Below are 23987 nucleotides of genomic sequence, written 5' to 3'. Positions count from 1 at the left end.
TGTTTGCCGAGATCAATGCCGATGAGCGTAACGGTTTCCATGATGGCCTCCTTCAGAAATGAAAACACCCTACAAGTTTAGTAACTTATAGGGTGGAGGGTGACCATCTCATTAAGCGCGGGCCAACTGCGCCCGCGCTTTTCACCTTACAGCAACTGCTTGATTACTGTGCCGCCACCTTGGCCGGCTCCGCCACTACCGGCGTCATCTTCAGCGAACGGCTGAGGAAACCCCAGCGATCGGCCACTTCTTCGATCTGCTTGGTCGTCGGCTTGCCGGCGCCATGGCCAGCCTTGCTGTCGATGCGGATCAGCACGGGCGCCGCGCCGCCTTGCGCTGCCTGAGCGGCGGCGGCGAACTTGAAGCTGTGGGCAGGCACGACGCGGTCATCGTGGTCGGCCGTCGTGATCATGGTGGCCGGATAGCAGCCGCCCGCCTTCAGGTTGTGCAGCGGTGAGTATTTCACCAGCGCCTTGAACTGCTCGGCATCGTCCGACGAACCATAGTCAGGCACCCAGCCCCAGCCCACGGTGAACTTGTGGAAGCGCAACATGTCGAGCACGCCCACTTGCGGGATGGCCGCCGCGAACAGGTCGGGACGCTGCGTCATGGCCGCGCCCACCAGCAGGCCGCCATTGCTGCCGCCGCCGATCGCCAGTTTCGATGGCGAGGTGACCTTGTTGTCCACCAGCCACTGCGCCGCGCCAATAAAATCGTCGAACACGTTTTGCTTGTTCAGCTTGGTGCCAGCCTGGTGCCAGGCTTCGCCGTATTCGCCGCCGCCGCGCAGGTTGGCCATCACGTAGACGCCGCCCATTTCCACCCAGGCAAGGTTGGCCACGGAGAAGCTTGGCGTGAGCGAAATATTGAAGCCGCCATAGCCGTACAGGTAGGTCGGGTTCGTGCCGTCCAGCTTCATGCCTTTTTTCGAGACGATGAACATCGGCACCTTGGTGCCATCGCGGCTGGTGAAAAATTGCTGGCGCGTTTCAAAGGCGTTCGGGTCGAAATCGACCTTCGGCTGGCGGTAAACCGTGCTCTTGCCCGATTTCATGTCATAGCGGTAGATGGTCGCCGGCGTCGTAAAACTGGTAAACGAGTAGAACGTTTCCGTGTCGCCACGCTTGCCCGCGAAACCACCGGCCGAACCGATGCCCGGCAAGGCCACTTCACGCACCAGCTTGCCGTTCAGATCGACGATCTTGATTTGCGTTTGCGCATCTTTCAGGTAGTCGAGCACCAGCTGATTGTTGATCAGGTTGACGGCGACCAGGGTTTCCGCGCTTTGCGGCACGATTTCCTTCCAGTCGGCAGGTGCAGGTTTACGCGTGTCGATGGCGATCACGCGCGATTTCGGCGCTTGGTTGTCCGTCTTGAAGAAGAACACGGGGCCGTCATTGTCGATGAAGGAGTAGGAAGCGTCGAACGCTTCCAGCAAGCCCACGACCTTGGCGTCCTTCTGGCGCAAGTCCTTATAAAAAACGCGGTTCTTGCGTTCCGTGCCTTGCGTGGCCGTGATGATCAAATAATTGCCGTCGTCGCTGACGGTGCTGCCGCCAAACGCCCATTCCTTCTGGTCGGGACGGTCGAAGACCAGCACGTCGTCTCTTTGCGGCGTGCCGATCTTGTGGAAATACAATTTCTGGAAGTAATTGATATCGGCCAGCTTGGTTGCTTCGTTCGGCGCGTCATAGCGGCTGTAGAAGAAACCCTTGTTGTCCTTGGTCCACGACGCGCCGGAGAACTTGGCCCACTTGATGTGGTCCGTCAAATCCTTGCCCGATTCGATGTCGCGCACCTTCCACTCGTTCCAGTCGGAACCGGAGGCGGAGGTGGCGTACGCCAGGTACTTGCCGTTCGGGCTGATCGAGGTGCCGGCCAGCGCTACCGTGCCATCCGTGGACAGCGTGTTCGGATCGAGCAGCAGACGTGGCTCGTCCGTTAGTTTTTTCACCGTGTACAGCACGGCCTGGTTCTGCAAGCCGTCGTTGCGGCTGTAGAAGTAGCGGCCACCCTGCTTCGTTGGCGTAGAGAAACGCTCATAATTCCACAGCTTGGTCAGGCGCTGCTTGATCGCGGCGCGCTCGGGAATGGTGCCCAGGTACGACTGCGTCAGCTTGTTTTGCGCCGTGACCCACTCGCCCGTTTCGGCGCTGTTGGCGTCTTCCAGCCAGCGGTACGGATCGGCGATGGTGGTGCCGAAATAGCTGTCTTGCTGGTCGACTTTTTTGCTGAGCGGATACGTCACGGGAGCGCCGTCGCCTGCCGGGCATGCTGGTGCGGACTGTGCCATGGCATTGCCACCGAAAGCGGCCAGCAAGCTGAATATGAGGGTTGCACTACGTAATTGCATGGGTTGTTTGTCTCATTGTTGGATGTCGAGGAAAGCAGGCCGCTCAAGCACGGCTGCCCATGTTGACTTTCGCCAAGAGAAATCATAGCGCGGATTGCCACTTTTAAAGCACAGTTATCCGGTAGATTTGCCGTCTTTTGTTTGGACAATTTACATGAATGACCATGATAAATCTCGCTTTCACCGGAATCGGCAAACTGACGTTCATACAAGAAACATTATCAAAAGCAAAGTCGTTTCATCATGCCGTCATAAATCTTCTTTACCATCGGCAACATGTTCATGGCCCGTCCAGAGGCCGTGCCGCCACGTCCGCCTATGCACACTCTCGCCCTCCCATCCGCCACCGCCGCGCCGCCCGGCGCGATGCCATCGAATGTGGCTTACCTGAAGCCGCCTTCGACCCCCATGTCCATCGAAGGGACGGATGCCTTGCACGATATCCTGGCGGGCCGCAAGCTCAGCGCGCTGTTCCAGCCCATCATCCACATGCACAGCGGCGACATCATCGGCTACGAAGGCTTGATACGGGGGCCGTCCGACAGCCCCCTGCACGCACCGATGAATCTGTTCAAGGTGGCGCGCGCGCATGACCTGACCCTGGAAGTGGAGCACCTGTGCCGGCAAGTGGTGCTCGAACGCTTTGCCGAACTGCAGCTGCCAGGAAAACTGTTCCTCAACGTCAGCCCTGAATGCCTGCTGCTGCGCAATGCGCGCCATGGCGAAACGCTGGAATACATCGAACATATCGGCATCAACCCGGACCGTGTCATCATCGAGCTGACGGAAAACCAGCCCACCTACGATTACGAGCTGATGCGCGAAGCGGTACTACATTACCGCAACATGGGTTTCCAGATCGCCATCGACGACCTGGGTGAAGGCTTTTCCAGCCTGCGCCTGTGGTCGGAACTGCGCCCGGAATACGTGAAAATCGACATGCATTTCATCCAGGGCATCAATAACGACCCCGTGAAACTGCAGTTCGTGCGCTCGATCCAGGAAATCGCCGAGAAATCCGGCACCCTGGTGATCGCCGAAGGCATCGAGGCGCAGACGGAATTGCTGGTCTTGCGCGACCTGGGCGTGGCCTTCGGACAAGGCTATCACCTGGGCCGGCCCAATGCCGTGCCGGCGCGCGCCCTGCCGGCCGAAGTGGTGCAGGCACTGGGGCGCAATGGCGTGGCCGTGTATCCGCAGCGCAGCAGCCTGGAAAAGAACGGCGCCAGCATCCGCAAGCTGCTGCACCGCGTGGCGGCCGTCTCGCCGCAACTCAATAATAACGAGGTGTACGACATCTTCCTGAAAGACCCGAAGCTGATGATTATTCCCGTCGTCGACGACGGGGTGCCGCTGGGCCTGATCAGCCGCTTCGAAATGATCGACCACTTCGCCCGTCCCTACCAGCGCGAACTGTATGGCAAGAAATCGTGCAGCCTGTTCATGGATGCCACGCCCCTGATCGCCGACCACGAGACGAGCTTGCAGGAACTCAGCTATACCATGGTGCAGTCGGATGCCCACCACCTGTTCAACGGCTTCATCATCACCGAACAAGGCCGCTACCTGGGCATGGGCACGGGACACGACCTGATGCGGGAAATCACGCAGATGCAGATCAACGCGGCCCGTTACGCCAATCCGCTCACGCAACTGCCCGGCAACGTGCCCATCAACGAGCATATCGACCGCCTGTTGCACAGCGCTGCCCGCTTCTGGGTCTGCTATTGCGACCTCGACCACTTCAAGCCCTTCAACGATGTGTATGGCTACCGCAAGGGCGACGACGTGATCCAGCTGACGGGAGAAATCCTCAGCAGCCATTGCGACCCGAACCGCGACTTCATCGGCCACATCGGCGGCGACGATTTCATGATTTTATTCCAGAGCGAAGACTGGGAAACTCGGTGCCAGGCCATGCTGGACGATTTCGCGGCCGCCATCCTCGCCTACTACAGCACGGGCGACTGCGAACGGGGCGGCTACATCAGCGAAGACCGGCAAGGCAAGAAAGTGTTTTACTCGTTGATCAGCCTGTCGCTGGGCGTCATCAAGGTCGAGGCGCACCAGTACTACACGCACCATCAAATTGCCACGCAGGCGGCGGAAGCGAAGAAGCAGGCGAAGAAAATCCACGGCAACAGCCTGTTCCTGGACCGGCGGCAAGGCGCGGGCTTGGCGCGCATGGATGCCTAAGCAAGGTTGATAGTCAGAGGCTGAACCGGGATCGGGATCGGACAGGCGCGATCAAATACGCACGAGGTCATCAAACGCATTGCTGCTGCGCGTATCGGGCACGAATGCCAGGCTGATCAACTCGCCATCGCGGCGCGCCATCACGCGGTAGCTGCCTGCGGGCACGTCCACGAACAGGCCGCCGTATGCCGTGTCCGGTTCCAGACCGCCGCCCGTGACGTCTTCCCCCGCGCCGATGAAGACGCGGCCCGAGACGATAGCCAGATGCACGACCACATGCGGCTCGGCAAGTTCATCGTGCACTACCAGGTCATACGCACCGTCGCCGCCCACGTTGAAAAATGCCACCTGGCCCGCATTCACGGCCGCCAGTTCCGCACTGGGGATGCTCCACCAGTCGCAGTCATCGTCCAGCTTGTGACGCAAGAGGGCCGGGTCGAACACGCACAGGGTTGCCGTGCCGGTAACAATTCTGACGGACGTGTCTGCCGTCATGCGGCCAGCGGCGCCGGTCCCAGCAGGGGCTGGCTCTCCACGTACTTTGCGTTGGCCCCGGCATCCCACGGGAAATGGCCATCGCGCGACGGCCAGACGATCTGGTACAGCGTAAAATCATCGCCCTGGTAATACCAGCGCGCATAGCCGACATAGTTGCGGTATTGCTCGACGGGTACGCGCACGAAAGCGCAAAGATGGCCTTCCAGCAAGACATCCGTGGTGGCCATGAAATCCGTGACGGCGCCGCTGCGCGCGGCGTCCAGCGCCACGTCGAGTATCTGGTGGGCCATGGCGCGCGGCAAACCCATGATGAGAAATTCAGGCTGGCCGAAGCTATGACAAGCACCTATCGTGAAGGCATAAGCTGGACCTTCCTCATCTGCACTGATATGGACGCCATGCCAGCCATGCGTGGCGATGTCGTCGATGACTTTTTGCTCGGATGCATCCTCGCCTGCCTGCCTTACCATGTTCCACCTTTCACTGTGCCAAAAACCCGCGCCGCATGCACGTCTTGCCTCATAGCACATTGCCTCCTTGCGGCGCGACATGCCCTTCGGCAATTATCGCATGCAGTGCGCGTGCGCGCCCGCACGACGCCGGCGCTTCAGTCGCGCTGCGGCCGCAGCGGCCGCAGCGGGGAGCGCACCTGATGCCATTGCCGCATGCGCTGCTGCGCCTCTTGCAGCTGTGCCGGCTCCAGCCTGGCGGCAGCCGCTTCCAGGGCCCTGGCCGCCCCGCTATCGCCGCCCTCTGCCGCCAGCGCCAGCCACATATAGCCACAGACGGGATCTTTCTCCACGCCGCGCCCGCTGTTGTGCATGCCGCCCAGGTTGTACTGCGCCAGCGCATGGCCCTGGCCGGCAGCGCGCGCATACCATTGCACCGCCAGGCCATCGTCTTGCAGCACGCCATGGCCGTTCGCATACATGACGCCCAGGTTGTTCTGCGCGCTGGCATCGCCCTGCTCTGCCGCCGTGCGATACCAGCGCACTGCGCACACTTCGTCGCGCTCCACGCCCTGGCCATTGGCATACATCACGCCCAGGTTGAACTGCGCATTCGACGCGCCCTGGGCCGCCGCCCTGGCATACCAGTCCAGCGCCTGGTGCAAGTCGCGGGCGACGCCGCGCCCGCCCGCAAACATGCCACCCAGATTGTATTGCGCCATGCAATGGCCTTGCAGGGCGGCACGCCGGTACCAGACGACGGCGCGCGCCTCATCCTTGTCCACGCCCTGGCCGCGCGCCAGCATCAAGCCAAGGTTGAACTGGGCGTCGGCGTCATCCTGCTCGGCCGCCCGCTGCAGCCACGCATAGGCGCGCAACTGGTCGGGCGCCACGCCCAGGCCTTCCGCATACGCCACGCCGAGTTGCCGCTGCGCCACGGCCATGCCCTGGGCGGCGGCCTGGCGGAACCAGGCCAGCGCCTGCGCATCGCTTTGCGCCACGCCCTGGCCGCGCTTGTAGACGAGTCCCAGGTTCAGCTGCGCCTGCGCATCGCCCTGCAAGGCTGCCTTGCGGAACCAGGCCAGGGCCAGCGCATCGTTCTTTTTCGCCCCCAGCCCTTGCGCATAGGCTTCGCCCAGCAGCGATTGCGCGCTGGCTACGCCCTGTTCCGAGGCGCGGTAAAACCACACCAGGGCCAGCTCGTCGCTCTGCAGCACGCCCCGCCCCTTGCGGTACATCTGCCCCAGGTTTTGCTGGGCCGAAGCATCCCCCTGGGCGGCCGCGCGACGAAACCACAGCACGGCGTCCTCGTCGCTCTGCGCCACGCCGCGGCCGTGGTAATACATGGCACCCAAGTGATTCTGCGCGAAAGCCAGCCGTTGCAGCGCGGCCAGGCGCAGCCAGACAAAGGCGCGCGCATCGTCCTGCGCCACGCCTTCGCCCTTCTTGTACATCAAGCCCAGGTTGAACTGGGCATAGGCATTGCCCTGCTCGGCAGCCGTGCGGAACCAGATATACGCCTGGTGGCTATCTCTGGCAGTGTGGTGCTTGTCCATGTGCGCCCCCATCCACATTGCGCTTGCCGGCAGCACGCGCAAAACGGCGGACCAGGGCGACGAAATCGTGTGTTGCTTAAATTTTAAATTCGATGCGGGGAAAGGACTTGAGCAGGCTCAAACGAAATAACAAAATTATATCGTTTTGATGAGCCCGCTTCGAGAGGAAACGGCGATCAGCGGCGTGACGGATGCTTTTGCAGGAATTGCGGCACCTTGGCGGCGGCGAGCTTGTTCAGCGACACCAGCAGGTCGGCGTCGACATCGGCGATGCCATAGCTGCTGCGCAAGTGGCGGCCGATATGGATCAGCACTTGCGCCGCCACTTCCGCATCGGACTCGGCCCTGTGGGCCGCGCTCTTGAAGGCGATGCCCAGTTGGCTCGACAGCAAGCCCAGCTTGTAGCTGGCCATGCCGGGAAACACGCGGCGCGACAGTTTCAAGGAACACACGAGCGACTGATGCGCTGGCGTCAGGTTCAGCCTGGCGCTTTCCGCGCGCAGGAATTTTTCATCGAAGCTGGCATTGTGCGCCGACAGGGCGTCGCTGCCGATGAAGTCGAGCAGTTGCGGCACCACTTCGGCCACGGGCGGCGCCTTGTCGACCATGGCCTGCGTGATGCCCGTCAAGCCCGTGATGAACGAGGGAATGCGCGCATTGCAGTTGATCAGGGTCACATAGCGGTCCGTGATCTGCCCGCCCTCGATGCGCAGCGCCGCCACTTCCGTGATGCGGTCGCCCATGTCGGGCGACAATCCGGTCGTCTCGAAGTCGATCATGACGATCGGTTTGTCAAACACATTCATGGGGCGTTCTTTCGTGGGTGCGGCAATGGGTGACGATTATCAACCAAATTTACGTACTGCGTCCAGCGCCAATCCCGCACCGATACTGCCGAACAGGTCGCCTTCGACCTTGCGCGCGGCCGGCACCAGGGCTGCGATCTTTTCGCGCAGCAGGCGCACGCCGCTGGAGCCGCCCGTGAAGAACACGGTATCGACGGCTTCCGGCGCCACACCCGCGTCGCGCAGCAGGCGCAGCACAGTTTCTTCCACGGAACCGCACAGGTGGCCGATGGCCTCATCGAATTGCGTACGTTTGAGCAACAGGCTTTGCGCGGGCGACAAGCGGTCCAGCTCCAGCTGCACTTCGGCCGCGTCGGACAGGGCAATCTTGCCCTCTTCCACTTTCATGGCCAGCCAGTGGCCGGCGCGCTCGTCGATCAGCTTTTGCAGACGGCCCATCTTGTCTTGCTCACGCGCATCGCGGCATACATCGGCCAGCTGCACCCAGATCTTCTTCGTGTACGCCAGGTTGATCGTATGCCAGGTAGCCAGGTTGAAATAATAGCTGGACGGCACTTCGCTATTGTTATGCAGACGGCTGCCGTAGCCGAGCAGAGGCATGACGGAAGACAGGCTCAGGTATTTATCGAAGTCCGTTCCGCCGATGTGCACGCCGCCGGTGGCGAGGATATCTTCGCGCCGCTCGGTTTTTTTCGCCCGTTCCGGCGACAGCCGCACCAGCGAAAAGTCGGAAGTACCGCCGCCGATGTCGGCGATCAGTACCAGCTCTTCCTTGTCGATTTGCGACTCATAGTCGAACGCGGCGGCAATCGGCTCGAACTGGAAGGCGACATCCTTGAAGCCGACGGAGCGGGCCACTTCGGCCAGCGTGTCTTGCGCCAGCTGGTCCGCTTGCGCATTGTCATCAATAAAGAAGACGGGACGGCCGAACACGGCGGACGAGAATTCGCGGCCGGCGGACTGCTCGGCGCGGCGTTTCACTTCGCCAATGAATTGCGCCAGCAACATGCGGAATGGCAGCGCGCGGCCGCCCACTTCCGTCTGGCCATCGATAAGGCTCGTGCCCAGCAAGCTTTTCAGCGAGCGCATCAGGCGCCCCTCGTAACCGGCCAGATAGCCGGCCAGCGCCGCGCGGCCAAAACTGACTTCCTCATCTTCCGCATTGAAGAAGACAACGGACGGTAAGGTCGTCTTGCCATCTTCCAGGCCGAGCATGGTGCTCTGCCCGGGACGTGCCCAGCCTACCGTGGAATTTGACGTGCCGAAATCGACGCCGCAAGCATTGGCCATGTCGACCCTTCCCTGAATAAAGGGGCGTTATGTTATCAGAAGGCAGGCCATTGCACCAGCAAAACCGGTTCGACGGGGTCAGCAGCATAAGCTTGCTTTGCATCAAGTACCCGCCGCGTGCAAAAGCTGTATCCCCCTAACCGTCAGCTATCCGCGCAATGTTGGTTCCTGGGTGCATGTCACCCTGACTGTGCGCGGCACCGTCAGCGGTACGGAGGCAAGCGCCACGGCGGCTTTCCCATTACCCACCTTGGCCAGCGATTTCAGCGCCCGCCGCGTCGATCCGCCGGGACGCCTCAGTCCCTATGGCAGCGGCCCCTGCAACAGTCCCGATTGAGGAGCAAGCATACCACTTGCCATTCAGTCATATTTTTTGCAACATGAACAAGAAAACAGTCTTGCCACACGGCAATCTTTTGCGCTATGCTCGTTCTGCCCTCCCTGCCGCCACAAGTGGCCGGGCCTGCAGGATTACTTTGACACAGCTTGCTTGCCAGACCAATATGCGAAAAAAGAATACTGTCGCCCGGACGCCCAGCACCACCCGCCCAATCCCCGGTACCGCACGGCGCGTGACCTCGTATGACGTGGCCCTGCTGGCCGGCGTGTCGCAATCGGCCGTGTCGCGCTGCTTCAAGCCGGGCGCCAGCATCTCACCCGCCACCCATGCCAAGGTCATGCAGGCGGCCATCAGCCTCGACTACATCCCCAACGCGGCTGCGCGCAGCCTGATCACGCGACGCTCGAACCTGGTGGCAGTCATCATTTCCAACCTGGCCAATCTCTACTATCCGCAAGTGCTATCCGACCTGAGCCAGCAAATCGCCCGCCAGGGCAAGCGCCTCTTATTGTTTACCCTGGAGCGCGAAGCGGACATCGGCAAGGTCTTGAGCGATGTGTGGCAATACCAGGTCGACGGCGCCGTCGTGGCCGCCTGTCTGTCAGACGAGCTGATGGCGGAATTCGGCCGGCGCGACGTGCCGCTGGTGCTGTTCAACCGCAGTCCGCGCGAGCACGCCGTGCATGCCGTACTGTGCGACCAGGCTGAAGCGGCGCGCCTGCTCGTCTCGCGCCTGGCCGAAGCGGGCCACCGCCAGTTCGCCATCATCGACGGTCCCGGCGACTCGGCTGTCGCGCAGAAACGCAAGGCGGGCATGCTGGACCGCTTGCTGACCCTGGGCTTGCCCGCGCCCATCGTCGTCAGCGGCAACTACGATTACGCCAGCGGCGGACGCGGTTTGCGCAAGGTCATCGACCGCCTGGGCCGCGTGCCGGACGCCGTCATTTGCGGCAACGACATCATGGCCATCGGCTGCCTGGACACGGCGCGCCACCAGATGGGCATTCAGGTGCCGCTGCAAATGTCGGTGGCCGGTTTCGACGCGCTGGAAGCCTCCGGCTGGCTCAGCTACGACATCACCACCCTGCGCCAGCCCGTGCAAAAGATGGCCACCGACGCCGTCGCCATGCTGGGCGAACTGATGGAGCGGCGCGGCGGCATCGCCGAGCGGCGCCGCTATTGTTCCTATCTGGTCGAGGGGAGCACGGCGCGGCTGACTGCCGAGCCTCAGCGTTTCGGCATGATGGCCGCCGCTTAGAACGCCTGAGAAAACGCCCATGGCGTTGTTGCCGGGGTTGCTCTTGTCCTTCGCCGTACTCGCGTACTGTCTTCGGGGCGGCGCCTAGCCCTGGGCGTTTTTCAGACGTTCCCTCCTCTCATACAAAATACAAAAATCCCGCGCAACAAAAAACCTCGCATCGCTGCGAGGTTTTTTGTTGTTGCATCGGCTGTATCAACCGAAAATCTTGCCCTTGAGCATATTCAAACCCTGGCTGACCAGGTCATTGCCTTCTGGCACTTGACCGTTCGGGGTCAGCTTGTCGATCAACTGTGGCAGCAGAGCTGCCAGGCCGCCCGAGGCCGCGTCCGGGGCGACGCCCGCTTTTTCCGCGATCTGGGTGATCGTGTCGGCGCCCAGCGCATCCTTGATCTGGTCGCCGGAGACGGGCGCATTGGCGCCGGTGCCGATCCAGCTGGCCACCTGATCGCCCAGGCCGCTTTCCTGGAATTTCTGCAGCAGGCCGGGCAAGCCGCCATGCTGGTTGACCAGGTCCATCACACTGGCCATCAATCCCGACTGGGCTTCCCCGTCCGCACCCTTGTTGCCCAAAGCGCTCATCGCCTGTCCTGCAAGTTGATCTAGCAAACTCATCGTATTCTCCTGAACGCTATCGATTCGTGCCGCGTAACTGCGGCGTCCGGCATGACGCAGACTATTCTCCGCCATGGAAATCATTATACTATGAATAATAACAGTGCCATAATTACAATTTCAAGACGAACGCACAGAGAGACTCAATGTCGAGCCGCCCACCTCCATCATATTTAGTTCAGCACAACTTGCAAGCGTAAATTGATGGTTCACAAAAACGTGTAGAATTAATTTTCCTATTTACTGAGGAGTTTCAACACATGAACATCAATAAAGCGGTAGACAAGGCTTACGAGAAAAAAACGTTCAAGGAAATCGCTGATGCACCCGTCGATGCGCTGCAAGGCGTAAGCGAGAAAGATGCGGAACTGCTCAAGCAGGCATTCAATATCAAGACCGTGCGCGACCTGGCGAACCTGAAGTACTCGAAGTGGGCACGCGCCATCGTTACCCTGGCCGATACGGAAGAATAGACCGGGCCATGCCCCTTGCATTCCCGTCAGCACAGCCCGCCCCAGTCGGCGGGTTTTTTCATTCCAGCAGGCTATTGGGTTGCAAGCCGATAGCTGCGCGGACGCGCCATTGGCCACGTCGCTGACCCTGCCCGGCATCTGCTGGCCCTTGCAAGCGAGCACGGGCCATCTTGCCGTCACCACGCCCCACATCACGGGCCACTTTCGCGCCGGCGCGGGAACTGACGCCATCGTCCTCTGTGATCTGCTGCCCGCTGGAAAATTTCGCAACGGCGCGGCACGCCACTGGTGCCGCACGCATCAGTGCTACTGGGGCACGCAGGCCGACCTGGCCGGCTGGCAGGCGACGCGGCAGATGCGTTGCCGCCAGCACGCCAGCCCCATGGGCTATGTGCTGTATCCGGCGCTGTTCGACCCCAGCCAGTTTCACGCCACCACCTTGCGCCTGGGCCCGGACGGCTTGCTGCAACTGCGCGCCAGGGCCGATGACGGCGGCGCCCTGCTGGCGCGCGACGCGGCCGCGCTGGCCATCGACTGCCGCGCCCTGCCCGGCCTGTTTCCTGCCGACATAGTGCAACTGAATATCACACCACCGGCCGCGCAGGCGTTCGCCGCCGCCTTGCAGGCCGGCGCGCCGCTGGACTGCAGCGACTGCGCCCGCTGCGGCCACCCGCATCTGGACCTGGACAGCTTCGCGCTGGCGCCGCACCGGCGCCACAGTTGCGGCCATTGCGGCCATGACGCCTCGCACAGCGCCACGCCCATCGTTTCGAGTCCCCTGTGGCGCTTGCGTCTACGCATCACGCAATGCTTCTGAAAGTGCGCCCGCCCACAGTCGGACTGCTCGCTTGTGCGTAGACTGGCCCCATCTCCACCACGAGGACGGTTCCATGCCAGACGCGCAACACCAGGATGAAGATGACCAGCCAGGCGACGAAGGCGATTTGTCCGACCTGCTCAGCGAATTGCGCATCCTGCTGCCGGGCGCGCAGATGCTGACGGCCTTCCTCATCATCCTGCCCTTCAACGGCGGCTTCGCGAAGATCGTGCAAGCGGAAAAGATCGTCTTCCTGCTGACGTTTTTCCTTTCCATGATCAGCCTGGTGCTGCTCAGCGCGCCAGCCATCCAGCACCGCGTGATGCGCCCCCTGCAAGACCGCGAACGTTTCAAGCGCGTGGCCGACCGCATCATGATGTGCGGCGCCTTTTCGCTGGCGCTGGCATTCATCCTCGGCACCAATTTAGTGATGTCGGAAGTGTTCGGCCACATCGCCGGCATCGTCGCCTGCGTGCTGATGGGTGCGCTCATCATTTGCATGTGGTGGTGGCTGCCCTTGCACTTGAAGCGCGCCAGGAAAATCTAGGCTGCTGCACCTGCCTGCTCCAACAACGTTTCGCGGAAAATCCCCACCAGCGGACGCAGGTTCACCTTGTGCCAGGCCAGCCATAAGGGCGTGCGGTAGCTGAACCACGGCAATGCGCGCACGACGACGCCGGCCGGCGCGTGCTGGCGCAGGCTGTGCTGGATCATGGCCGTGCCCAGCCGGACGCCTTCCTGCTGGCCGACCGCTACACCCAGCTCGACCATTAACGGGCACTGCAGCGCCTGATGCCTGCCGCGGCAAAGCAAAACGTCGACATCGTCGTGGGCGGCCCCTACAGTTCGTGCATCCTGGCCGGCGGCGCGCACTTCGAATACCAGCAAGACTCACCGAGATCATTGCCAAAGTCGAATGCATCAAGGCGATTGCCGCGCGCCATGGCATCAGCGTGAAGGCCGCTGCCCTGCAATTCTCGCTGGCCAATCCTGCCGTGGCTGCCGTGATCCCCGGCGCCAGCCGTCTGGAATGGCACACACGACTGCTTCCATCGACATCGCCGCCACGCTAGCGGGCCTGGAAGCGCTGCAGCAATCATTAGTAAAGTAACACGCGACGTAGACCATTTCCGCCACAGCCTGCTTTTCTTCGCCTGCCCTGTGGCGGAATCGCGCGCGTTCCGTGTTATCGTTAACAACAAGAGCAATCGCTGGTGTGTGCGGTGCAGCAGATTTTAGCCATCGCCCAGCAGAGCTGGCCCGAATCTTTTACAATGTTGTCCTTGGGCAGTTCCTATAGCCCGAAAATACCGGCCAGCCGTCGACTCTGGTGGCACCTGGCCACTTCCGGCCGGGCCACAGCGCGCCTCTCCACCCTGTCATTCTTTACCCAACTAACAAGAACATGCACGCCTCCGTAGATCCCCTGATTCCGCGCGTCACCGCGCCTTTTGGCGCTGCTTATGCCGACCTGGCTCTGGCCATCGGCGGCCTCGCCATCGGCACGGGCGAATTCGCCTCCATGAGCATCTTGCCCGTGGTGGCCGACGACCTGGGCACGACCTTGCCGCAGATGAGCCACATGATCAGCGCCTACGCGCTGGGCGTGGTCATCGGCGCCCCGCTGATCACGATCTTCCTGGCGCGCATGCCGCGCCGTTTGATGCTGATCTGTTTGATGCTGATGTTCGCTGGCGGCAACTTGCTCAGCGCCATCGCCCCCAACTACGGTTTGCTGGTGGTGGCCCGCTTCGTCGCCGGCATCCCGCACGGCGCCTACTTTGGTGTGGCAGCGCTGGTAGCGGCCGCGCTGGCCGAACCGGACAAACGGGGACAAGCTGTCGCCCGCGTCCTGATGGGCTTGACCGTGGCGAATATCTTCGGCGTGCCGCTGGCCACGTATATCGGCCAGACCCTGGGCTGGCGCTCGGCCTTTTTGCTCGTCGCTGCGCTGGGCTTGCTGACCATGCTGATGGTGCGCATCTTCGTGCCCATGGTCGCTGCCGGCGATTCGAGCCCGCGCCGCGAGCTGGGCGTGTTCCGCCGCCTGCAAGTGTGGCTAACCCTGCTGATGGTGGCGATTGGCTTCGGCGGCATGTTCGCCGTCTACACCTTCATCACGCCAACCTTGCTGGAGATCACGAAAGTCTCGCCGCTGGTCATCTCGATCTTGCTGGCCATTATCGGTGTCGGCATGACGGTGGGTAATCTGATCGGCGGCTGGCTGGCCGACCGCTCGCGCCTGTGGACCATCTTTGGCGTGCTGCTGTGGAATGTGGCCGCCCTGGCCGCCTTTACCTATACCAGCAGCAATGTCTGGCTGACGGCGATCAACCTGTTCGCCATCGGCGCCGGCATCGCTGTCGCCCCGGCCGTGCAGACGCGTTTGATGGACGTGGCCGGCGACGCGCAAACCGTGGCTGCCGCTCTCAACCATTCCGCCTTCAACATCGCCAACGCTCTGGGCGCCTGGGCCGGCGGCATCGCCATCGCCATGGGCATGGGTTTGCGCTCGACGGGCTGGGTCGGCGCCATGCTGGCCTGCGGCGGCATCGTCGTGCTTGGTATTTCCGTGCTGGTGGAAAACCGCAGCCGCAACCTGGGCGGCGCGCAGCCGGCTTGATGGTGTCAGCGAGCGGCGGCCTGCTCAGGCGGCCGCTCATGTGCAAGCAGCTAGTTGTCGATGGCAAACGCCACCGCCGCCTCGCAGTGAATGGCCGTCGTGTTAAATAGCGGCAAGTCGACATCGCCCTGCTGGATCAGCAGCGGTATCTCCGTGCAACCCAAAATCACGCCCTGCACGCCTTGCAGCCGCAGCTTCTCGATGATGCCCAGGAAGATCTTCCGGCTGGCGTCGGTAAAGATATTCTGCACCAGTTCCGTGTAGATAATCTCGTGGAGGATTTCCTGGTCGGCCGCCTCGGGCGTCACCGTCGCGATGCCGCACTGTTCCAGTGCCCGGTGATAAAAGCCGCCCGCCATCGTCTGTTTAACGCCCAGCAAACCGACCTTGCGCACGCCCGACTGCTGCACCCGTTTCGCCGTTTCCTCGACGATGCTGATAAAAGGCAAGCCGATCCGCGGCACGACGGCCGGCGCGAAACGGTGCGCGCCATTCGCGCACAGCAAAAAGAAATCCGCGCCCATGCCTTGCAGGCGCTGTCCTTCGCCGATCAGAAATTGCTCGATGGCATGCGAATCGGGCTGCGCCGCGTGCGCAACGAAATCGGCCTGGTCCATGCTGACCAGCATGATGCGCGCGCTATGCGCCGGCCCGATGCGCGCTACCAGCATTTCATTGAGCAAGCGGTAGTATTCCAGGGTGGAAGCCCAGCCGATTCCGCCAATCAAGCCTATCGTTTTATGTTGCACGGTTATCCTGGCAAAAATAGTTGTGTAAATTATATGTTAATGCATATACATTTGGCTGCAGAGATGCACGCAGGCAAGACGAACGAAAGAGCAGCCGTTGGCGGGATTGAAGGTCAATCATGCGCACCTTACTTGATGTCATGGCCATTGGAAGTCTGTCGGCTGTATGCACGTTCGAACGCGGCCAGACTCTCCGCTTGCGCCCACAGGCCGGCGATATAGTGAAATTCATCCTCGAACGGCTGCTCGAAATTCGGCACATCCGTCGCATACTCGCAATTGCGGCTCAGCATGACCAGCCAGTCGGGATAATCGAGCGCTGGATACAAACGGGTAAAGATGACATCGAGCGACGACACGCTTTCCCGGCCCGCCAGGTAAGCTGCGCGCAGTTCGACGATATATTTGCCGGCGAGAAATTCGTCCTCCAGGCGCTGCGCGCCCCGATAGCGCGCGATGATCACGTCGGCCAGCGGCAGCACCTCATCGCGGCCACGGGCGCTGGCCAGCAGCACGACCTCCAGGTCATCGCCTTCCTGGTCCATGCGCAAACGCTCCACGGCCCAGTCCACGCAGCGGTCCGCCGTGGCAAAGCCCATGCGGAGCTGGAAAACGGCGATTTCAAGTGCTGTCAGTTGTTCCATTACTTTCACCTGCGAATACCATCCTCACCCAGGCTGCAACATCTTTTGCAACACCGCATCGAGCTCATAAAAATCCACGGGTTTGGTCAAGTGCAAGTCAAACCCCGCATCGGACGCCATCTTGCGGTCCTTGTCCTGGCCCCAGCCCGTGACGGCCACGAGGATGGCGTGCTGGCCGCAGGGCTGGCTGCGCAACAGTCTTGCCACGTCGTAGCCGTTCATGTGCGGCAAACCGATGTCGAGCAGAATCACTTGCGGCATGAAACTTTGCGCCGCCGCGATGCCGGCCGCGCCATCGCAGGCCGTGCGCACGTCGTAGCCGAGGATGTCGAGCGCCAGCGCCAGGCTTTCGGCGGCGTCGGCGCTGTCGTCGATGACCAGCACCTTGCCCTCGCGCGTGCCGGCCAGCAGGCGGCGGTCCACGGGCACGGGCGGTTCCAGCGGCACGGCGGGCAGCGGCAGGCGCAGCTCGAAGGTGCTGCCCTGCCCCACGCCATCGCTGCGCGCGCTGATGCTACCACCATGCAATTCGGCCAGGCCGCGCACCAGCGACAGGCCGATGCCCAAGCCGCCCTGGGCCCGCGACAGGGCTGGCTCCAGCTGCGAAAACAGGTCGAACACCTTGTCCAGGTGCTCGGGCGCGATGCCGATGCCCGAATCACGCACGCTAATGTGCACTTCGTTTTCCGTGCAAGCCACTTCCAGCCCGATGACGCCATCGGCCGGCGTGTACTTGACGGCGTTGGTCAGCAGGTTGGCGATCATCTGCCCCAGGCGCGTGGCGTCGGCGTCGAGCCAGACGGGCTGCGGCCATTGCACCACGTGCACCTTGTGGCCGGATTGCGCGGCCAGCTCCGCCACGCTGTGCAGAGCCGCTTCCACCACGGGCGCCAGCTCCACGCTAGCGCGGCGCAATTCCAGACGGCCCTGCGTGATGCGCGACACTTCCATCAAATCGTCGACCAGGTGCGTCATATGGCCCACTTGGCGGCCCAGCACATCGCGGGCCCAGCGCAGCTGCGGGTCGTCCAGCTGCGCCAGACGCAGCACTTCCAGCACATTGCGGATCGGCGCCAGCGGATTGCGCAACTCGTGCGCCAGAGTCGCCAGGAACTCGTCCTTGCGCCGGTCGGCGGCCGCCAGCTGTTCGTTGAGCTCGCCAGCCTCCTTGCGCGCCAACTGCAGCTGCTGTTCATATTTGCGCCGGTCGCTGGCGACAAAGGCGGCGATTTCGTCATAGCGCACGCCGTCATGCACGCGGCGCACGGCATTGAACAGCATGGGGATGGATAGCCCCTGGCGCTGGCGCATGTCGAGCAAGATTTCCGACACGCTGCCCTGCACCTGCATCAGGGGCAGCCAATGGGTCTGGTGAAACACGCGCCCACCGATGGTCAGCAAGTCCTGCAATTTCTTATTGCCGATCAAATCCCCGGCGCCATAGCCGAGCCAGCCGCAAAAGGTGGCGTTCGCCTGCACGATGGTGCCGTCGGCCGTGCATAGCAGCAAGCCGCAGGCCGCGTGCTGGAACAAGGTACTGGTATCAGGCAAGGAAGGCATCGTCTCGCGCATTACAGGTGCAAGCCGTCAAGAAAGTGACGGATGGCACGGTAGCTGGCATCGGGCACGCTCATGTGCGGGCAATGGCCCACATTCTCGACCACGTGCAGGCTGCTGTGCGGCAGCCTCTCGCGCAAGTATTCCCCCACGGACGGCGGCGCGATGAAATCGTCGCTGCATTGCACGATCAGGGCCGGCGTGCTGTTATGCGGCAAGATGGCGCGGTGGTCGGACAGAAACGTGGTTTGCGCGAAATGCCGGGCGATGTCCGGGTCCGTGCGGCAAAAACTGTGCGTCAAGTCTACTCCCAGCGCTGGCTGCCCGGGCGCGCCCATGATGGCAGGCGCCATGCTGGCAGACCAGCCCAGGTAATTGCTGTCCATGGCGCTGAGCAGGTCATCGATATCGGCACGGCTGAAGCCGCCCCGGTAGCCGGCGGCCGCATCGTCGACATAGCACGGCGACGGCGCCAGCATGACTTGCGCGGCGAACAACTCCGGCTCGGCGATCGTGGCCAGCAAGGCGCTCATGGCGCTGACGGAATGGCCCACGCAAATCACGGGGCCGCCGCCGATGGCGTGGATGACCTGGCGCAAATCGGCGCCATGCGCATCGAGCCGCGCATAGCGATCAAAATCATAGGCGCTCAGGTCCGACGCGCCGCTGCCGACCAGGTCGAACAATACCGTGCGGTAATGCGGACGAAACAGCGGCTCCAGATAGCGCCACATGGTTTGATCACAGCCAAAGCCGTGCATGAACACCACGGTTGCTGCCGCGCCCGCCTGCGGCGCACCGCTGGGTTCGCTAACGCGGACATTGTTACGATTTTCTATACGCATACCTGTTTCGCCCTGAATGTTTCCACATGGAATGCAAGTTAGCATCTTGCTAGTATCTTAGCATGCGCGATTTGACCCTGGCTAACACCATTGGCACTGGACAAACGCCACGCCCCGGCAGATAATGAGAACGATTCCCATTATCAAAATACCAGGCCTGTGCCTGGCTTTCCCTGCGCGCCGCCATGGCGCCTGCTGGCGGCTACAAGCCGGTTTTATGTTGAAGGTTTGTACCGCATGCGCGCTTTCTGGACTGTCATACACCGCTGGGCCGGCCTGACCATCGCCCTCTTCCTCATCGTTGCGGGACTCACGGGCGCCATCACCTCGTGGGACCACGAACTGGACGAATGGCTCAACGCCGACATCATGGACACGCCCGGCCGTGGCCCACTGCAGCAACCATTTGCGCTGGCGCACAAGGTAGCGGCCGCCGACCCGCGCGTGGAAGTCAATTACATGACCCTGGGCCTGGAAGAAGGCCATGCGGCCGCGTTCATGGTACGCCCATTGACCGATCCGGCCACGAACAAACCGTTCGTACTCGACTACAACACCGTCTACATCGACCCCGTCACGGCGCACATCACGGGCACGCGCGATTCGACAGCCATCTCCCTGTCGCGCCGCAGCCTGATGCCGTTCTTGCGCCACTTGCACTACAGCCTGCACGTGCCCGCTTTCTGGGGCACGGACCGCTGGGGTTACTGGCTGATGGGCACGGTTGCCCTGATCTGGCTGCTCGACAGCATGGTGGCGTTCTATCTGACGACGCCGCGCCGTTTGCGTGAACGGGCTGACGCGCCGCGCCACCGCGACGCCGCCAACTGGTGGCAACGCTGGAAACCGTCGTGGGTGGTCCGCTGGGCGGCCGGCGGCTACAAGCTCAATTTCGATTTGCACCGCGCGGGCGGCCTGTGGGTGTGGAGCATCATTATCGTCGTCGCGTTTACGTCGTTCTCGCTGAACCTGTACCGCGAAGTGTTTTATCCCGTCATGTCGCTCGTTTCCACCACCACGCCGGGACCGTACGAAACGCAAACGCCAGCGCCCTACGGCACCTACATCACGCCCGTGATCGGCTTCGAGCAGGCTGTGGAGATCGCCAAGAAGCAAGCCGTGCAGCGCGGCATCACGGCGCCCATCGGCGGTATTTATTATGGCGGCAATTATTCGTTCTACAACGTCTCGTTCTTCGACCCCGCCGACGAATTCGGCGCGGCCGGCATGGGCCTGTCGAACCTGTACGTCGATGGCATGGACGGCAGCATCATAGGCCAGCACAAGCCGTGGGAAGGCACGGCAGCCGACGTCTTCGTGCAACTGCAATTCCCCCTGCACTCGGGCCGCATCCTCGGCCTGCCGGGACGTATACTGATGTCCTTCATGGGCGTGATGGTGGCCATGCTGTCCATCACAGGCATCGTCATCTGGGAAAGAAAGCGCCGTTCGCGCCGGCTGCAGGCGCATAAATTGAAGGCAGTGGACACCCGTGCATAGCACCGCCGCGTCACGCTAGGGCTTCAATTCACCGCGTTTTTCTCCAGGCCGGGGATCGACGCGCGCCGCCGCCAATCGCTCCAGCGCCAGTTGATGGGCCTTTTCCAGCGCCTCGCTGGCCGGCACGCCGATATCGGGCGTCACGCCATTGCCTTCCCAATTGCTCTTGCTAATCGGATTGATGGCGCGCCCGTTCGGGATGAAGGCGGCGAAATGCGGACCCAGTTCACGCATGCGGCCGGGATTGGCGCCGCCGCCCGTTGTCTCGCCCACCAGGGTCGCGCGCTTGAGCTGTTGCAGCTTGTAGCTGAATTCTTCCGCGCCGGAGAAAGTACGGGGTCCCGTCAGCACGTAGACGGGCTTGTGCTGGCCGTAATGCTTGGCCCGCAGTGCCGCATCGATCCTGGCGGCTACCTCTGGAAACACATAATAGTCATTGAGCTGCTGGCGCAGGGTATCGATCAACTGCCCCCGTGTGGCGGCATCAAGGACGGGCAATTGCGCCTGCGCGGTCCTGCAGAACAGGGCAAATGCGAGCAAGGCCGCAGCGGCTGGACGGGACAGTGGCATGGCGGCTCCGAAGGAAGTGGGTGCGCCGATTCTACCGGAAAGCGCTGCGCCATATTGCCTGACGTCAAGCCCTGTCCGTATCCCTATTCTGCTCGCGCTGCACCAGCGCCAGCAGGCTGTCGCCCCGGTTGCCGTCGCAGCAGACGGCCACGCCGTCCGTGAAGTCAGGCGCCGTCAGCCGCGTCAGCACGCTGCCCGGCGGCATTTCCAGCGCCAGCCGGGCGCCCCGCTCCCACGCCAGGCGTATGGTGCTAGTCCACTGCACGCGCTGCGCCATGTTGGCGGCCAGGCTGTCGCGGATGCGGGCCGGATCGAACAGCGCGCGCGCCGCGCTGCTGCTCAGGTAAACGAGCGACGGGCGGCGCACAAGCACGCCATCGAAGGCGGCGGCCATGTCGGTCGCGGCGCCTTCCAGCAGCGGACAGTGCGACGGCACGCTGACGGCCAGGCGCTTGGCCTTGCTGGCGCCATGCGCCAGGGCCAGCGCCATGACGGCTTGCAGGGCGGGTTCGCTGCCGGCAATGGCGATCTGGCGCGGCGCGTTCAGGTTGGCGATATACACAGGCGTGGCGGCGCCGTGCACCTGGGCCAGCAACGATTCGAGTTGCGCCAGTTCAAGCCCGATGATGGCCGCCATGCCGTAGCCGGTGGGATACGCCTGCTCCATCAATTCTCCGCGCCGCGCCACCAGGCGCACGGCATCCGCATAATCGAGCGCGCCAGCCACGACGGCCGCCGCATACTCGCCGATGGAAAAGCCGGCCACCATGTCGGGTGTCGCGCCGCGCGCGGCCAGGGAACGCGCCATGGCCACGCCCGCAATCAGCAAGCACAGTTGCACGGCCCGTGTCGACGCCAGCGCGCAAGCCGTGTCCAGCGCCAAAGGATCGTGGCCCAGCACGCCCGCCGCTTCGGCCAGAGCCGCCCTCACCGCCGCGTCGTCCGGCAGCGCGTGCAGCATGCCCGCATACTGGGCGCCCTGGCCGGGAAAGGTAAATAACACGCTCATGCACGCTCCCATGGCGTGGCCGTCAGCATGGGCCCCTGGTCCGTCTTCAGCAAGACCCTGCCCCGGCCCGCCGCCCACTCGGCGTAGGCAAAACCGCCATGGCCCGTGTCGATCTGCAGGTCCAGCCGGCACGCCGTGACGCTCGCCGCTATGGCGCGCAGGGCGTCGGCCTGGGCAGCGTCCGGCGGCGCGACGATGCGCAGCACGAGATCGAGGTCGCTGTCGGCGCGCAGCACGGGCAAGCCGCTGGCCAGCGCGAAACCCACGCCGCCCGTCGGTCCCCAGGCCCAGCCCGTGGCGTCGAGCAAGGGCGCCACCTGCCGCAGCGCATCGAGCGCAGCGCAGGAAAAACCTGGCATCGGCATCCGCGCCAGCATTTCCGGCGTCACGCGGCGCACGACGGCAGCGACCTCCACTTCGCACGCATGCCGCTCGCTGCGCAGCATGCCGCGCAAGCCCACGGGAATGCGTCCGGGCGCACAGCTGGCGCGCCGCACCACCAGCGGCGCCTCCCGCAGCCAGGCCGCGTCCAGCCAGGCGGGCAAGGATGCGTCGTCCGGCAGACTGTCCAGCCACAGCAAATCATGCGCGCGCCAGGCTTCCATCAGGCCACCACCGCCTTGACGGCAAAGAACAGCAACGATGGTCCCAGCAGACAGCCCAGGCCCGTATGAAACGTGGCCACAAGCGCGCCATACGGCACCAGTTTGCGGTCGGTGGCGGCCAATCCGGCCGACACGCCGCTGACCGTGCCGGCCAGGCCGCCGAACACCATCGCCGAGCGCGGCGTTTTCAGGCGCAGGAAGCGCGCCGCTGCGGGCGTGCCCACCATCACCAGAATGGCCTTGATCAAGCCCGCCGCGATGCTGAGGGCCATGACGTCCGAGCTGGCACCGATGGCCGCACCCGTGACGGGGCCGACGATATACGTGACGGCGCCGGCGCCGATGGTGGTCATGCTCACGGCATCTGAATAACCAAACGCATAGGCGACGCCGGCGCCCACGAGGAACGGCAGCACCACGCCCAGCATCAGCGCCACGACGCCGATCAAGCCGGCCTTGCGCGCCTCGGTCGCTTGCACTTCGAAGGCGGTGGCGACGATGGCGAAGTCGCGCAGCATGGCGCCGCCCATCAGGCCGATGCCGCCGAACAGCGACAAATCGGCCAGGCCCTTGTGGCCGCCGCTATGCACGCCGCCCCAGTAAGCGAGCCCCAGGCCAATCACGATGGCAATGGCCGAGCCGTGCACGCGGCCCAGGGTCAGATACTTCGACAGCGCCACCGACAGCAGCATGATCAGGCCGACAAAGGCGAATGCCGTCACCAGGCCATTGTGGATGGCGGCTTTTTCAAAGATTTCAAGCATGACGGTGCTCCTTCATCAGCGTGGATTCGGCTTGCAGACCCTCAGCTTCGGCGGCGGCGATGGCGGCCGGGCTTTCCATCCTGTTAATCAGAGAAATCACGGCGCCGCAGACCAGCACGGAACCGATGGCGGCCAGCACGGCCACCGGGCCGCCGCGCAGCGCCGCGACCACGTCCTGCTGCGCCGCCATCGCCACCACCACGGGAATATACATGGCGCCCCAGTATTCGACGCCCCGTTCCGTCATCTGCGGCAGCCAGGCGCGGCGCTGCATGTAGAGCCGGGCGCAAATCAGCAGCAGCATGGCGATGCCCACGCCACCCACGTTGGTCTTGACGCCCATCAACTGCCCGAGCAAGTCGCCCAGGAAGATGCCAAGCAAATGGCACAGGGCCAGCAATGCGGTTCCGTAAATGATCATGATGTGTCTCCTCTATAGGAATGGAATGACTTGATGTCTTCTCTTGTGT

Annotated in this window: 24 protein-coding genes and 2 pseudogenes; 9 read left to right on the top strand and 17 right to left on the bottom strand. The window is 62.9% G+C overall.

Annotated elements, in window-relative coordinates; translation table 11 throughout:
- Nucleotides 1–163 precede the first annotated feature (163 nt).
- Nucleotides 164–2353, bottom strand: a complete 2190-nt coding sequence (locus tag ACQ4WY_RS27230) for a prolyl oligopeptidase family serine peptidase (protein WP_436506771.1) — start codon at nt 2351–2353, stop codon at nt 164–166.
- Between the two features lie 408 nt (nt 2354–2761).
- Between ACQ4WY_RS27230 and ACQ4WY_RS27225 the strand changes: the two genes are divergently transcribed.
- A complete protein-coding gene (locus tag ACQ4WY_RS27225) occupies nt 2762–4549 on the top strand; it encodes a GGDEF domain-containing protein (RefSeq protein ID WP_436506777.1) in 1788 nt (595 codons plus the stop codon).
- A 51-nt stretch (nt 4550–4600) separates the two neighbouring features.
- Here ACQ4WY_RS27225 and ACQ4WY_RS27220 read toward each other — a convergent pair whose 3' ends face one another.
- The 5 genes from ACQ4WY_RS27220 to ACQ4WY_RS27200 all read right to left on the bottom strand — a co-directional run bounded on the left by ACQ4WY_RS27220 (nt 4601) and on the right by ACQ4WY_RS27200 (nt 9148).
- Nucleotides 4601–5044: a DUF6386 family protein gene (locus tag ACQ4WY_RS27220; RefSeq protein ID WP_436506770.1), complete on the bottom strand. Its 444-nt coding sequence runs from the start codon at nt 5042–5044 to the stop codon at nt 4601–4603.
- Nucleotides 5041–5517 carry a DUF4262 domain-containing protein gene (locus tag ACQ4WY_RS27215; RefSeq protein ID WP_436506769.1) on the bottom strand — a complete coding sequence of 159 codons (477 nt, stop codon included), beginning with the start codon at nt 5515–5517 and terminating at the stop codon, nt 5041–5043. Before ACQ4WY_RS27215 ends, ACQ4WY_RS27220 begins: the two co-directional genes overlap by 4 nt.
- Before the next feature lie 137 nt (nt 5518–5654).
- Complete coding sequence (locus ACQ4WY_RS27210) at nt 5655–7052, bottom strand: tetratricopeptide repeat protein (protein WP_436506768.1); 1398 nt, start codon at nt 7050–7052, stop codon at nt 5655–5657.
- A gap of 176 nt (nt 7053–7228) precedes the next feature.
- The gene (locus ACQ4WY_RS27205; RefSeq protein WP_171985014.1) at nt 7229–7858 is read right to left on the bottom strand and encodes a 3'-5' exonuclease; all 630 of its coding nucleotides are present in this window, start codon (nt 7856–7858) and stop codon (nt 7229–7231) included.
- Between the two features lie 39 nt (nt 7859–7897).
- Nucleotides 7898–9148 carry an Hsp70 family protein gene (locus ACQ4WY_RS27200; protein WP_436506767.1) on the bottom strand — a complete coding sequence of 417 codons (1251 nt, stop codon included), beginning with the start codon at nt 9146–9148 and terminating at the stop codon, nt 7898–7900.
- A 97-nt stretch (nt 9149–9245) separates the two neighbouring features.
- On the opposite strand from ACQ4WY_RS27200, the gene ACQ4WY_RS27195 reads away from it, so the two are divergent.
- Nucleotides 9246–9485 carry a hypothetical protein gene (locus ACQ4WY_RS27195; protein WP_436506766.1) on the top strand — a complete coding sequence of 80 codons (240 nt, stop codon included), beginning with the start codon at nt 9246–9248 and terminating at the stop codon, nt 9483–9485.
- A 235-nt stretch (nt 9486–9720) separates the two neighbouring features.
- Nucleotides 9721–10746 carry a LacI family DNA-binding transcriptional regulator gene (locus ACQ4WY_RS27190; RefSeq protein ID WP_436506765.1) on the top strand — a complete coding sequence of 342 codons (1026 nt, stop codon included), beginning with the start codon at nt 9721–9723 and terminating at the stop codon, nt 10744–10746.
- A gap of 195 nt (nt 10747–10941) precedes the next feature.
- Here the strand turns inward: ACQ4WY_RS27190 and ACQ4WY_RS27185 are convergent, their stop codons facing one another.
- Nucleotides 10942–11361, bottom strand: coding sequence for a YidB family protein (locus tag ACQ4WY_RS27185; RefSeq protein ID WP_353657385.1), 420 nt, complete (start codon nt 11359–11361; stop codon nt 10942–10944).
- 260 nt (nt 11362–11621) lie between these two features.
- Between ACQ4WY_RS27185 and ACQ4WY_RS27180 the strand changes: the two genes are divergently transcribed.
- The 3 genes from ACQ4WY_RS27180 to ACQ4WY_RS27170 all read left to right on the top strand — a co-directional run bounded on the left by ACQ4WY_RS27180 (nt 11622) and on the right by ACQ4WY_RS27170 (nt 13198).
- Nucleotides 11622–11834: a hypothetical protein gene (locus ACQ4WY_RS27180; protein WP_034751103.1), complete on the top strand. Its 213-nt coding sequence runs from the start codon at nt 11622–11624 to the stop codon at nt 11832–11834.
- Nucleotides 11835–11913: 79 nt separating this feature from the next.
- Nucleotides 11914–12651 carry a hypothetical protein gene (locus ACQ4WY_RS27175; protein WP_436506764.1) on the top strand — a complete coding sequence of 246 codons (738 nt, stop codon included), beginning with the start codon at nt 11914–11916 and terminating at the stop codon, nt 12649–12651.
- A gap of 73 nt (nt 12652–12724) precedes the next feature.
- On the top strand, nt 12725–13198 hold the full coding sequence (locus tag ACQ4WY_RS27170; protein WP_436506763.1) for a DUF6328 family protein: 474 nt from the start codon (nt 12725–12727) through the stop codon (nt 13196–13198).
- Here the strand turns inward: ACQ4WY_RS27170 and ACQ4WY_RS27165 are convergent.
- Nucleotides 13195–13377, bottom strand: a pseudogene (locus tag ACQ4WY_RS27165) (LysR family transcriptional regulator); the annotation flags it as partial. The gene ACQ4WY_RS27170 and the pseudogene ACQ4WY_RS27165 sit on opposite strands and share 4 nt — an antisense overlap.
- Here ACQ4WY_RS27165 and ACQ4WY_RS27160 point away from each other — a divergent pair.
- Both ACQ4WY_RS27160 and ACQ4WY_RS27155 read left to right on the top strand, forming a co-directional pair.
- Nucleotides 13357–13682, top strand: a pseudogene (locus tag ACQ4WY_RS27160) (aldo/keto reductase); the annotation flags it as partial. The pseudogenes ACQ4WY_RS27165 and ACQ4WY_RS27160 sit on opposite strands and share 21 nt — an antisense overlap.
- A gap of 374 nt (nt 13683–14056) precedes the next feature.
- Entirely contained in the window at nt 14057–15274 is a 1218-nt protein-coding gene (locus ACQ4WY_RS27155) for an MFS transporter (RefSeq protein WP_436506762.1), read from the top strand.
- Nucleotides 15275–15324: 50 nt separating this feature from the next.
- On the opposite strand, the gene ACQ4WY_RS27150 is transcribed toward ACQ4WY_RS27155, so the two are convergent.
- From ACQ4WY_RS27150 to ACQ4WY_RS27135, 4 genes are all read right to left on the bottom strand, one after another.
- Nucleotides 15325–16023, bottom strand: coding sequence for an aspartate/glutamate racemase family protein (locus tag ACQ4WY_RS27150; protein WP_436506761.1), 699 nt, complete (start codon nt 16021–16023; stop codon nt 15325–15327).
- Between the two features lie 128 nt (nt 16024–16151).
- Nucleotides 16152–16667 carry a hypothetical protein gene (locus ACQ4WY_RS27145; RefSeq protein ID WP_436506760.1) on the bottom strand — a complete coding sequence of 172 codons (516 nt, stop codon included), beginning with the start codon at nt 16665–16667 and terminating at the stop codon, nt 16152–16154.
- Nucleotides 16668–16691: 24 nt separating this feature from the next.
- Nucleotides 16692–18227, bottom strand: coding sequence for a hybrid sensor histidine kinase/response regulator (locus ACQ4WY_RS27140; protein WP_436506759.1), 1536 nt, complete (start codon nt 18225–18227; stop codon nt 16692–16694).
- An 11-nt stretch (nt 18228–18238) separates the two neighbouring features.
- Entirely contained in the window at nt 18239–19069 is an 831-nt protein-coding gene (locus ACQ4WY_RS27135; RefSeq protein WP_436506758.1) for an alpha/beta fold hydrolase, read from the bottom strand.
- A gap of 237 nt (nt 19070–19306) precedes the next feature.
- Here ACQ4WY_RS27135 and ACQ4WY_RS27130 point away from each other — a divergent pair, with 237 nt between their 5' ends.
- On the top strand, nt 19307–20569 hold the full coding sequence (locus ACQ4WY_RS27130; RefSeq protein ID WP_436506757.1) for a PepSY-associated TM helix domain-containing protein: 1263 nt from the start codon (nt 19307–19309) through the stop codon (nt 20567–20569).
- A gap of 15 nt (nt 20570–20584) precedes the next feature.
- On the opposite strand, the gene ACQ4WY_RS27125 is transcribed toward ACQ4WY_RS27130, so the two are convergent.
- The 5 genes from ACQ4WY_RS27125 to madL form a co-directional block, all read right to left on the bottom strand.
- Nucleotides 20585–21139 (bottom strand): S41 family peptidase, encoded by a 555-nt coding sequence (locus tag ACQ4WY_RS27125; RefSeq protein WP_436506756.1) that lies wholly within the window; start codon nt 21137–21139, stop codon nt 20585–20587.
- Between the two features lie 64 nt (nt 21140–21203).
- The gene (gene mdcH / locus ACQ4WY_RS27120) at nt 21204–22148 is read right to left on the bottom strand and encodes a malonate decarboxylase subunit epsilon (protein ID WP_436506755.1); all 945 of its coding nucleotides are present in this window, start codon (nt 22146–22148) and stop codon (nt 21204–21206) included.
- Nucleotides 22145–22753, bottom strand: coding sequence for a malonate decarboxylase holo-ACP synthase (locus ACQ4WY_RS27115; protein ID WP_436506754.1), 609 nt, complete (start codon nt 22751–22753; stop codon nt 22145–22147). Before ACQ4WY_RS27115 ends, mdcH begins: the two co-directional genes overlap by 4 nt.
- Complete coding sequence (madM, locus tag ACQ4WY_RS27110; RefSeq protein ID WP_289947998.1) at nt 22753–23517, bottom strand: malonate transporter subunit MadM; 765 nt, start codon at nt 23515–23517, stop codon at nt 22753–22755. Before madM ends, ACQ4WY_RS27115 begins: the two co-directional genes overlap by 1 nt.
- Nucleotides 23510–23938, bottom strand: a complete 429-nt coding sequence (gene madL, locus ACQ4WY_RS27105; RefSeq protein ID WP_436506753.1) for a malonate transporter subunit MadL — start codon at nt 23936–23938, stop codon at nt 23510–23512. Before madL ends, madM begins: the two co-directional genes overlap by 8 nt.
- Nucleotides 23939–23987 lie beyond the last annotated feature (49 nt).

It is taken from the genome of Janthinobacterium salmonicoloratum, assembly GCF_051380845.1.
Lineage (GTDB): Bacteria > Pseudomonadota > Gammaproteobacteria > Burkholderiales > Burkholderiaceae_D > Janthinobacterium > Janthinobacterium lividum_F.
Note: the sequence above shows the minus strand (reverse complement) of the source record. Positions and strands in the feature narration are given on the sequence as shown.

Bases quoted from the DNA above. Each gene is read 5' to 3' on its own strand.
- ACQ4WY_RS27230 (WP_436506771.1), bottom strand. From the start codon at position 2,353: ATGCAATTACGTAGTGCAACCCTCATATTCAGCTTGCTGGCCGCTTTC.
- ACQ4WY_RS27225 (WP_436506777.1), top strand. From the start codon at position 2,762: ATGTCCATCGAAGGGACGGATGCCTTGCACGATATCCTGGCGGGCCGC.
- ACQ4WY_RS27220 (WP_436506770.1), bottom strand. From the start codon at position 5,044: ATGACGGCAGACACGTCCGTCAGAATTGTTACCGGCACGGCAACCCTG.
- ACQ4WY_RS27215 (WP_436506769.1), bottom strand. From the start codon at position 5,517: ATGGTAAGGCAGGCAGGCGAGGATGCATCCGAGCAAAAAGTCATCGAC.
- ACQ4WY_RS27210 (WP_436506768.1), bottom strand. From the start codon at position 7,052: ATGGACAAGCACCACACTGCCAGAGATAGCCACCAGGCGTATATCTGG.
- ACQ4WY_RS27205 (WP_171985014.1), bottom strand. From the start codon at position 7,858: ATGAATGTGTTTGACAAACCGATCGTCATGATCGACTTCGAGACGACC.
- ACQ4WY_RS27200 (WP_436506767.1), bottom strand. From the start codon at position 9,148: ATGGCCAATGCTTGCGGCGTCGATTTCGGCACGTCAAATTCCACGGTA.
- ACQ4WY_RS27185 (WP_353657385.1), bottom strand. From the start codon at position 11,361: ATGAGTTTGCTAGATCAACTTGCAGGACAGGCGATGAGCGCTTTGGGC.
- ACQ4WY_RS27180 (WP_034751103.1), top strand. From the start codon at position 11,622: ATGAACATCAATAAAGCGGTAGACAAGGCTTACGAGAAAAAAACGTTC.
- ACQ4WY_RS27170 (WP_436506763.1), top strand. From the start codon at position 12,725: ATGCCAGACGCGCAACACCAGGATGAAGATGACCAGCCAGGCGACGAA.
- ACQ4WY_RS27155 (WP_436506762.1), top strand. From the start codon at position 14,057: ATGCACGCCTCCGTAGATCCCCTGATTCCGCGCGTCACCGCGCCTTTT.
- ACQ4WY_RS27145 (WP_436506760.1), bottom strand. From the start codon at position 16,667: ATGGAACAACTGACAGCACTTGAAATCGCCGTTTTCCAGCTCCGCATG.
- ACQ4WY_RS27140 (WP_436506759.1), bottom strand. From the start codon at position 18,227: ATGCCTTCCTTGCCTGATACCAGTACCTTGTTCCAGCACGCGGCCTGC.
- ACQ4WY_RS27135 (WP_436506758.1), bottom strand. From the start codon at position 19,069: ATGCGTATAGAAAATCGTAACAATGTCCGCGTTAGCGAACCCAGCGGT.
- ACQ4WY_RS27130 (WP_436506757.1), top strand. From the start codon at position 19,307: ATGCGCGCTTTCTGGACTGTCATACACCGCTGGGCCGGCCTGACCATC.
- ACQ4WY_RS27125 (WP_436506756.1), bottom strand. From the start codon at position 21,139: ATGCCACTGTCCCGTCCAGCCGCTGCGGCCTTGCTCGCATTTGCCCTG.
- mdcH (WP_436506755.1), bottom strand. From the start codon at position 22,148: ATGAGCGTGTTATTTACCTTTCCCGGCCAGGGCGCCCAGTATGCGGGC.
- ACQ4WY_RS27115 (WP_436506754.1), bottom strand. From the start codon at position 22,753: ATGGAAGCCTGGCGCGCGCATGATTTGCTGTGGCTGGACAGTCTGCCG.
- madM (WP_289947998.1), bottom strand. From the start codon at position 23,517: ATGCTTGAAATCTTTGAAAAAGCCGCCATCCACAATGGCCTGGTGACG.
- madL (WP_436506753.1), bottom strand. From the start codon at position 23,938: ATGATCATTTACGGAACCGCATTGCTGGCCCTGTGCCATTTGCTTGGC.